Here is an 8,201-nt window from a genome sequence, read left to right as displayed (position 1 = left end):
GTGCAGGCGCCGCTGACCAATACGACCTCGGCCGCCACCGCCTCGACCGCGACGCTGACCGCGACCGCGGCGACCCACACGGCCGTGCCCATCAGCGGCATCCCGATCGAGATCGCCGCCGCGATCCGCTCCGGCAAGTCGCGCTTCGACATCAGCCTCGATCCGGCCGAGCTCGGCAAGATCGACGTCCGCATCAATATCGACCGCAACGGCCAGGTCACCTCGCACCTCACCGTCGAGAAGGCGGAGACGCTGCAGATGCTGCGTCAGGACGCGCCGCAATTGCAGCGCGCGCTCGACGATGCCGGCTTCAAGACCGGCAGCAGCGGGCTGTCCTTCAGCCTGCGCGACCAGAATTCGTCGGGCCAGAACTCCGGCCAGAACCAGGACAATGGCGGCAATGCCCGCCGGCTGGTCATCAGTGAGGACGAAACCATTGCAGCAGCGCCCGTCGGGCGCGGCTACGGCCGCATGCTCGGATCGAGCAGCGGCGTCGACATCAGAGTGTAAGGAGTATTGGACATGGCTACCACGAACGCCGCGACCTCCTCGCCCGTCGTCTCCGGAACGACGGACCTTCCGAAATCCTCCTCGTCGAACTCGCTGAGCTCGACCACGGGATCGACGCTCGCCGGCAATTTCCAGACCTTCCTGACGCTGCTGACGACGCAGCTCCAGAATCAGAACCCGCTGGATCCGCTCGACACCAACCAGTTCACGCAGCAGCTGGTGCAGTTCGCCGGCGTCGAGCAGCAGCTCAAGACCAACGATGCGCTGGCCCAGCTCGTTACCCTGCAGCAGACCACGCAGGCGACCCAGGCGCTGGGCTTCGTCGGCAAGACCGCTCTGGTCGACGGCACGACCGCGACCATGACCAACTCGTCGGCGACCTGGCACCTCAACGTTCCCACCGACTCGACCGTCGACATCACCGTCGCCAATGCCAGCGGCCAGACCGTGTTCACCGGCAAATATACCGCCGCCGCCGGCACCGACATCCCCTTCACCTGGAACGGGCAGGGCAACGACGGCACGCAATGGCCCGACGGCAAGTACACGATCTCGGCCACGGGCAAGGACATCGCGAACAACAATGTCGGCATCGCCGCCCAGGTACAGGGCGTGGTGTCCTCGGTCGACCTGACCCAGTCGCCGCCGCTGCTCACCATCGACGGCGCCAGCTACACCCTGAGCCAGGTCAAGAGCATCATCGCGACCGGCAGCAATTGAGGGCGCGCACGCGCGCCACATATGAGGTGTCATCCCCGCCTAGTGCGCAATTGCGCACGGGGGGGCGGGGATCCATAACCCCAGGACGTCGTTTTCGCATGAAGCGGTAACTTCCGAGTCGTCGTCAAACTACTCCCTGGGGTTATGGATCCCAGGCTCGCGCTCCGCGCGCCCCGGGACGGCAGTAGAGAGCCTTGCAACATCGCGTTCAGGCCCTCATTCGTTAGTAAAGTATTAACGAACACCCCTGCCTGGCCTGCTGAAACGCGTTTTCAGCGCCCCGGGCCGCCCGTGTTCCCGCCAGTTTCAACGAGAATTGTATTGAAGCCTTAGGCTTAGCGGATTTTTAAGCCGCGGGGGTTACGGTTACGGCGTGAGTTCAGTGGTTGAGAGTTTGTGAGTACGCCATGACAGAACCCCATCGCCCGAGGGTAAAATACGTCATCGGGCCGGACGGCAGTCCGTTGACGATCGCGGATCTGCCTGCACCCGGCACCAAACGCTGGGTCATCCGCCGCAAGGCTGAAGTCGTCGCCGCTGTCCGCGGTGGACTTCTCTCCCTTGAGGAGGCCTGCAGCCGTTATACCCTGACGGTCGACGAATTCCTCTCCTGGCAGTTTTCCATCGACCAGCACGGTCTGGCGGGTCTTCGCACCACCCGCATCCAGCAATATCGCCAGTAAGCGATCCGGAAATCTGCGGCTTCTGACGAAAATCGGCCCCGCCCTGCGAGGCCGATTTTTTCATGGCGTTAACTTTTGTTCGACCTCTTAACCTTCGTTAACCATATCGAAACCATCACCTAGGCAATAATTGCCCACTCGGCCTTTCCGGTGAAAGCGGCCGAATCTGTTGGGGCGGTTGCTTGCAAGGTCTTGCGGACTTTCTGAAAAGTATCGGCGCCGCCCGGTTCGGGGCCATGATCGCGGTCACTGCCGCGCTCATCGGCTTCTTCGCGTTCGTCATCATGCGCGTCACCACGCCGCAGATGACGACGCTGTTCACCGACCTCAGCGTCGAGGACTCCTCCAGCATCATCAAGGATCTGGAGCGCCAGGGCATCCAGTTCGAGATCCGCAATGAGGGCTCCATCATCATGGTGCCCAAGGACAAGGTCACGCGGCTGCGGATGAAGCTGGCCGAGGGCGGCCTGCCCAAGGGCGGCGGCGTCGGCTATGAGGTGTTCGACAAGTCGGACGCGCTCGGCACCACCTCCTTCGTCCAGAACATCAATCATTTGCGCGCGCTGGAGGGCGAGCTCGCCCGCACCATCCGCGCCATCGACCGCATCCAGAACGCCCGCGTCCATCTGGTGCTGCCCGAGCGGCCGCTGTTCGCGCGCGAGGCGCCGGAGCCGTCGGCCTCGATCGTGGTCCGCGTCCGCGGCGCGCTCGAAGCCCAGCAGATCCGCGCCATCCGCCACCTCGTCGCCTCCGCCGTCAACGGGCTGAAGCCTCAGCGGGTCTCGATCGTCGACGAGGCCGGCCAGCTGCTGGCCGATGGCGCCCAGACCGATCCGGAGCAGGCGCTCGGCGACGAACGCCGCATCGCCTTCGAGAAGCGGATACGCAAGCAGGTCGAGGACATCGTTTCCTCCGTGGTCGGCTCGGGTCGCGCCCGCGTGCAACTCTCCGCCGATTTCGACTTCAACAAGGTCACCCAGACCTCGGACAAGTTCGATCCCGAAGGCCGCGTGCTGCGCTCGAGCCAGACCCGCGAAGAGCAGAGCATGACCGCCGACAATACCGGCCAGGTCACCGTCAACAACGAGCTGCCCGGCAACCAGCAGAACAACGGCGTGGCGGCCAAGGACCAGAGCAAGAAGACCGAAGAGACTAACAATTACGAGATTTCCCGCACCACCAAGACCGAGGTGACCGAGGCCGGGCGGGTCAATCGCATCTCGGTCGCGGTGCTGGTCGACGGCATCTATTCAAAGAACGACAAGGGCGAACTCGCTTATCAGGACCGCACCAAGGAGCAGCTCGACCGCATCGCCGCGCTGGTGCGCTCGGCGATCGGCTTCGACCAGAAGCGCGGCGACCAGGTCGAGGTCGTCAATCTCCGCTTCGCCGACGCGCCCTCCACCGCCCCGATCGGCGAACCCTCGGGCTTCCTTGGCATGCTCCAGTTCACCAAGGACGACCTCATGTACTTCGTCGAGCTCGGCGTGATGATGCTGCTCGGCCTCGTCGTGCTGTTCCTGGTGATCCGTCCGCTGGTCAAGCGCATCCTCGCGTCCGACGAAGTCGCCGCCGCCATCTCCGGCGTGCTGACGGGACCCGCACCTTCGGAAGAGGCTGCGCCGGCCGCCGGCCAGCCACTGCTGCCGAGCGGCGCCGCCAGCGCGATCGACGTCGCCACCATCCAGGGCCAGGTCCACGCTCAGTCAGTCCACCGCGTCGGCGAGCTCGCCGAACGCAACCCCAACGAAACCGTTGCCATCATCCGCCAATGGCTGACCGAACCCGCGAAATAACCCAAACCAACTCTGCCAAGTGCATCAAGAAGTGATCTGACATGGCCGCCAATCTGCAGAACGCCAACTCCAACGACATCACCAGCGTGATCTCCACGCTCGGTCAGCGCGCCGGCAGCCGTGCAGGCGGCGCCAAGGCTGAAGCGCTTGCGGGCCCCAAGCGCGCCGCGATCCTGATGCTGGCGCTCGGCGAGCAATATGGCGGCAAGATCTGGTCGCTGCTCGACGACGACGAGGTGCGACAACTCTCGCTGGAGATGTCGACGCTCGGCACCGTCGAGGTCGACACCGTCGAGGACATGCTGCTCGAATTCGTCTCGCGCATGTCGGCCTCGGGCGCGCTGATGGGCAATTTTGACGCCACCGAGCGCCTGCTCCAGCAGTACCTGCCGCCGGAGCGCGTCAACGGCATCATGGACGAGATCCGCGGCCCTGCGGGGCGCAACATGTGGGAGAAGCTCTCCAACGTGCAGGAAGAGGTCCTCGCCAACTACCTCAAGAACGAATACCCGCAGACCATTGCCGTGGTGCTCTCGAAGCTGAAGTCGGAACATGCCGCCCGCGTGCTCGGCATCCTGCCCGAGGAGCTCGCGCTGGACGTCATCAACCGCATGCTGAAGATGGAGGCGGTGCAGAAGGAGGTGATCGAGAGCGTGGAGAAGACGCTGCGCACCGAATTCATGTCCAATCTGTCGCAGACCCGCCGCCGCGATGCCCACGAGGTGATGGCGGAGATCTTCAACAATTTCGACCGCCAGACCGAGACCCGCTTCATCACCTCGCTGGAAGAGGACAACCGGGAATCGGCCGAGCGCATCAAGGCGCTAATGTTCACCTTCGACGATCTCGTGAAGCTGGATTCCGGCTCGGCCCAGACCCTGATGCGCAACGTCGACAAGGACAAGCTCGGCGTCGCGCTCAAGAGCGCCAACGAGGACGTCCGCAACTTCTTCTTCGGCAACATGTCCTCGCGCGCTGCCAAGATGCTCCAGGACGACATGGCGGCGATGGGCCCGGTGCGCCTGCGCGACGTCGACGAGGCCCAGGCGCTGCTCGTCAATCTCGCCAAGGACCTCGCCGCCAAGGGCGAGATCATGCTGACCAAGAACCGCGCCGACGACGAGCTGGTGTACTGATGGCCGCTCCGGCGAAATTCCTGTTCGATACCGACTTCGCGGCGCCCGAACGGTCGACGCGCGAGAAGGGCGCGACCGCGGCCGAGATCGCCCAGAAGGTCGCGGAAGCCGAGGCCCGGGCCTATCAGGACGGCTTTGCCGCCGGCCAGCGCGAGGCCAAGGCGGAGAGCGACCGCCGCGTCGCGCTCGCCATGGAAGAGATCAACATCGCAATTCGCGGTGTCGCCTCCGGCATCGGCAGCATCGAGACCAAGATGGAGACCGAGGCGGTCGAGGTCGCGGTCGCGGTCGCCCGCAAGCTGTGCGCCGATCTGGTCGCGGCCGAGCCGCTCGGCGAGATCATGGCACTGGTCAAGGACTGCTTCTCGCATCTGGTCGCGACGCCGCATCTCGTCGTCCGCATCAACGACGCGCTCTACGATGCGGCGCGCGACAAGATCGAGCGGCTCGCCAAGCAGAGCGGCTTCGAGGGCCGGCTGGTGATCCTGGCCGAGCCGGAGATCGCGACCGGCGATTGCCGGATCGAATGGGCCGATGGCGGCGTCGTGCTGGAGCGCAACGCCATCGCGGCCAAGATCGACGAAATGGTCGGACGCTACATCGCGTCCCGCAGGGGGAATTAAGCCATGAGCGACACCGACGGACAGGTCCCGCTGCCCGATCTCAACGGCCCGATGCCGCCCACCGGCACCGATGTCGGCTATACCGAGGACGAATACGCGGCGCGCGTCGCGGCCGACCTCGAAGCCGTGTTCGACGTGCCGGTGCAGGTCTCGGCCGTGCTCGGCCGTTCCAAGATGGACGTGGGCGAGCTGTTGAAGCTCGGGCCCGGCACCGTGCTCGAGCTTGACCGGCGCGTCGGCGAGGCCATCGACATCTACGTCAACAACCGTCTCGTCGCCCGCGGCGAGGTGGTGCTGGTCGAAGACAAGCTCGGCGTGACCATGACCGAAATCATCAAGACCGATCGCGGCTAGCGAACACAGGAATGACGCGCGGCAGCGCGAACAGACGGACAGGAGACTGACATGCGGCTTCTCATCGTTGGCACACTGAAGGGCCAGCTCACCACCGCCACCAAGATCGCGATGGAGAACGGCGCCACCGTGACCCATGCCGAGGATCACGAGCAGGCCATGCGCGTCCTGCGCGGCGGCAAGGGCGCCGACCTCCTGCTGGTCGACGTCGCGCTCGACATCCGCGACCTCGTGATGCGGCTGGAAGCCGAGCACATTCACGCCCCGATCGTTGCCTGCGGCATCACCAACGACGCCCGCGCCGCGGTTGCCGCGATTCATGCCGGCGCCAAGGAATACATCCCGCTGCCGCCGGAGCCGGAGCTGATCGCTGCGGTGCTGGCTGCCGTCGCCAACGATTCCCGAGAGCTGGTCTATCGCGACGACGCCATGGCGCGCGTGATCAAGCTCGCCCAGCAGATTGCGGGCTCCGACGCCTCGGTGATGATCACCGGCGAATCCGGCACCGGCAAGGAAGTGCTGGCGCGCTACGTCCACACCCGCTCGGCACGGGCCAAGCGTCCGTTCATTTCCATCAACTGCGCCGCGATCCCCGAGCATCTGCTGGAATCTGAGCTGTTCGGCCACGAGAAGGGCGCCTTCACCGGCGCGGTCGCCCGCCGCATCGGCAAGTTCGAGGAGGCGACCGGCGGCACGCTGCTGCTCGACGAAATCTCGGAGATGGACGTCCGCCTGCAATCCAAGCTCCTGCGCGCCATCCAGGAGCGCGTGATCGACCGCGTCGGCGGCACCAAGCCTGTAGCTGTGGACATCCGCATCATCGCAACCTCGAACCGCAACCTCGCAGAGGCCGTGCGCGAAGGCACCTTCCGCGAGGATCTGCTGTTCCGCCTGAATGTCGTGAACCTGAAGATCCCGCCGCTGCGCGAGCGGCCTGCCGACATCCTGGAGCTCGCCCAGCATTTCGTGAAGAAATATGCCGAGGCCAACGGCGTGCCGCTGCGCCCGATCTCGGCGGAGGCGCGCCGCGTGCTCTCCACCAATCGCTGGCAGGGCAACGTCCGCGAGCTCGAGAACACCATGCATCGCGCGGTGCTGATGGCGCAAGGTGACGAGATCGGCGCCGACGCGATCATCACGCCCGACGGCGACCGCCTCGACCTCGCCAAGACGCCCCCGGCGGTCGCGCACGCGACCATGGCCGCCGAGCAGGTGACGCGAGCATTGGTGGGACGCACCGTCGCCGATGTCGAGCGCGACCTGATCCTGGAGACGCTGAAGCACTGCCTCGGCAACCGCACCCACGCCGCCAACATCCTGGGCATCTCGATCCGCACGCTGCGCAACAAGCTCAACGAATACGCCGACGGCGGCATCCCGATCACGCCGGCGGGCATGCCGGGGGAATATCCCCGGATGCCGATGGGAGCGTGAAGCGGTATACGCTGAATGAAGATACAGATGCCCGGGCTTGGCTCGGGCATTTTGTTTTGGGGTGAGACAAAGGTTGGCGCCAGACCCTCAGTGTCGTCCCTGCGAACGCAGGGACCCATAACCCCAGGGAGGAGTTTGACGACGACTATGGTTCGGTACTCCTACCGCTTTCAACCGATCGATTCCGCGGTATGGGTCCCTGCGTTCGCAGGGACGACAGGAGTAGACATGGCGGCATCGCGTTCTCCGACTAGGTCGCGCCAGCACGACGCCCTATAAACCCCGGCTGACAACCTACGCGAGGATGAACATGTCGGAAGCTCAAATTACGGACTGGCTGGCGTCGCAGCGGCAGGCGATGATCGATCTGCTCCGCGACGTCGTGAACATCGATTCCGGCTCCTACGACAAGGAAGGCGTCGATGCGGTCGGGGCGCGGTTCGAGCGCCATTTTGCCGAGCACGGCATTCCCGTCAGGCGCGAAAGCCACGGCACGTTCGGCGACGCGATCCATGCCGAGGTGGCAAAGCCCGGCAGCAACGAGAAGCCGGTGCTGTTGATGGGGCATCGCGACACCGTGTTCGGCAAGGGCGAGGCCGGACGACGGCCGTTCACGATTCGCGATGGCCGCGCCTATGGGCCGGGTGTCTCCGACATGAAGTCCGGGCTCGTCATGAACGTGTTCGTGGCCACCGCCTTCCACAAGTTCGGTGGTCATCCGCATCCGATCAAGCTGCTGATCACCTCGGACGAGGAGATCGGCTCGCCGTCCTCGCGGCCCGTGATCGAGCGTGAGGGACGCAGCGCGCGCGCCGTGTTCAATTCCGAGCCTGGCCGCCCCACCGGCAACGTCGTCACCGGACGCAAGGGCGGCATCTTCATGCATCTCGCCATCACCGGCAAGGCGGCGCATTCCGGCGCCAATTTCGCAGCCGGCATCAGCGC

9 protein-coding genes are annotated in these 8,201 nt (G+C 65.0%); all 9 read left to right on the top strand.

Annotation, left to right across the window (positions count from 1 at the left end; translation table 11 throughout):
• A partial coding sequence (locus SE91_RS02010; protein ID WP_197489404.1) for a flagellar hook-length control protein FliK occupies nucleotides 1-510 on the top strand: 510 nt, incomplete at its 5' end.
• A gap of 12 nt (nucleotides 511-522) precedes the next feature.
• Nucleotides 523-1,230, top strand: a complete 708-nt coding sequence (locus SE91_RS02005; RefSeq protein ID WP_061846376.1) for a flagellar hook assembly protein FlgD — start codon at nucleotides 523-525, stop codon at nucleotides 1,228-1,230.
• A gap of 407 nt (nucleotides 1,231-1,637) precedes the next feature.
• Nucleotides 1,638-1,913, top strand: a complete 276-nt coding sequence (gene sciP / locus SE91_RS02000; protein ID WP_002714638.1) for a CtrA inhibitor SciP — start codon at nucleotides 1,638-1,640, stop codon at nucleotides 1,911-1,913.
• A gap of 182 nt (nucleotides 1,914-2,095) precedes the next feature.
• A complete protein-coding gene (gene fliF, locus SE91_RS01995; RefSeq protein WP_060737060.1) occupies nucleotides 2,096-3,709 on the top strand; it encodes a flagellar basal-body MS-ring/collar protein FliF in 1,614 nt (537 codons plus the stop codon).
• A gap of 41 nt (nucleotides 3,710-3,750) precedes the next feature.
• Nucleotides 3,751-4,845 (top strand): flagellar motor switch protein FliG, encoded by a 1,095-nt coding sequence (gene fliG, locus SE91_RS01990; protein ID WP_008546004.1) that lies wholly within the window; start codon nucleotides 3,751-3,753, stop codon nucleotides 4,843-4,845.
• Nucleotides 4,845-5,468 (top strand): FliH/SctL family protein, encoded by a 624-nt coding sequence (locus tag SE91_RS01985; RefSeq protein ID WP_060737061.1) that lies wholly within the window; start codon nucleotides 4,845-4,847, stop codon nucleotides 5,466-5,468. Before fliG ends, SE91_RS01985 begins: the two co-directional genes overlap by 1 nt.
• 3 nt (nucleotides 5,469-5,471) lie before the next feature.
• A complete protein-coding gene (fliN, locus tag SE91_RS01980) occupies nucleotides 5,472-5,822 on the top strand; it encodes a flagellar motor switch protein FliN (RefSeq protein ID WP_008566047.1) in 351 nt (116 codons plus the stop codon).
• Between the two features lie 51 nt (nucleotides 5,823-5,873).
• Entirely contained in the window at nucleotides 5,874-7,256 is a 1,383-nt protein-coding gene (gene flbD / locus SE91_RS01975) for a sigma-54-dependent transcriptional regulator FlbD (RefSeq protein ID WP_061846375.1), read from the top strand.
• 310 nt (nucleotides 7,257-7,566) lie between these two features.
• Nucleotides 7,567-8,201: M20/M25/M40 family metallo-hydrolase (locus SE91_RS01970; RefSeq protein ID WP_156489936.1), on the top strand; the 635-nt coding region annotated here is incomplete at its 3' end.

The organism is Bradyrhizobium sp. DOA1 (assembly GCF_001593325.1).
In the GTDB taxonomy this organism is placed as follows: Bacteria; Pseudomonadota; Alphaproteobacteria; order Rhizobiales; family Xanthobacteraceae; genus Bradyrhizobium.
The sequence above is the reverse complement of the archived record's forward strand: the minus strand, read 5'-3'. Positions and strand labels throughout refer to the sequence as shown.

Excerpts from the sequence above, each read along its gene's own strand:
- SE91_RS02005 (WP_061846376.1), top strand. The coding sequence starts at position 523 with ATGGCTACCACGAACGCCGCGACCTCCTCGCCCGTCGTCTCCGGAACG.
- sciP (WP_002714638.1), top strand. The coding sequence starts at position 1,638 with ATGACAGAACCCCATCGCCCGAGGGTAAAATACGTCATCGGGCCGGAC.
- fliG (WP_008546004.1), top strand. The coding sequence starts at position 3,751 with ATGGCCGCCAATCTGCAGAACGCCAACTCCAACGACATCACCAGCGTG.
- SE91_RS01985 (WP_060737061.1), top strand. The coding sequence starts at position 4,845 with ATGGCCGCTCCGGCGAAATTCCTGTTCGATACCGACTTCGCGGCGCCC.
- fliN (WP_008566047.1), top strand. The coding sequence starts at position 5,472 with ATGAGCGACACCGACGGACAGGTCCCGCTGCCCGATCTCAACGGCCCG.
- flbD (WP_061846375.1), top strand. The coding sequence starts at position 5,874 with ATGCGGCTTCTCATCGTTGGCACACTGAAGGGCCAGCTCACCACCGCC.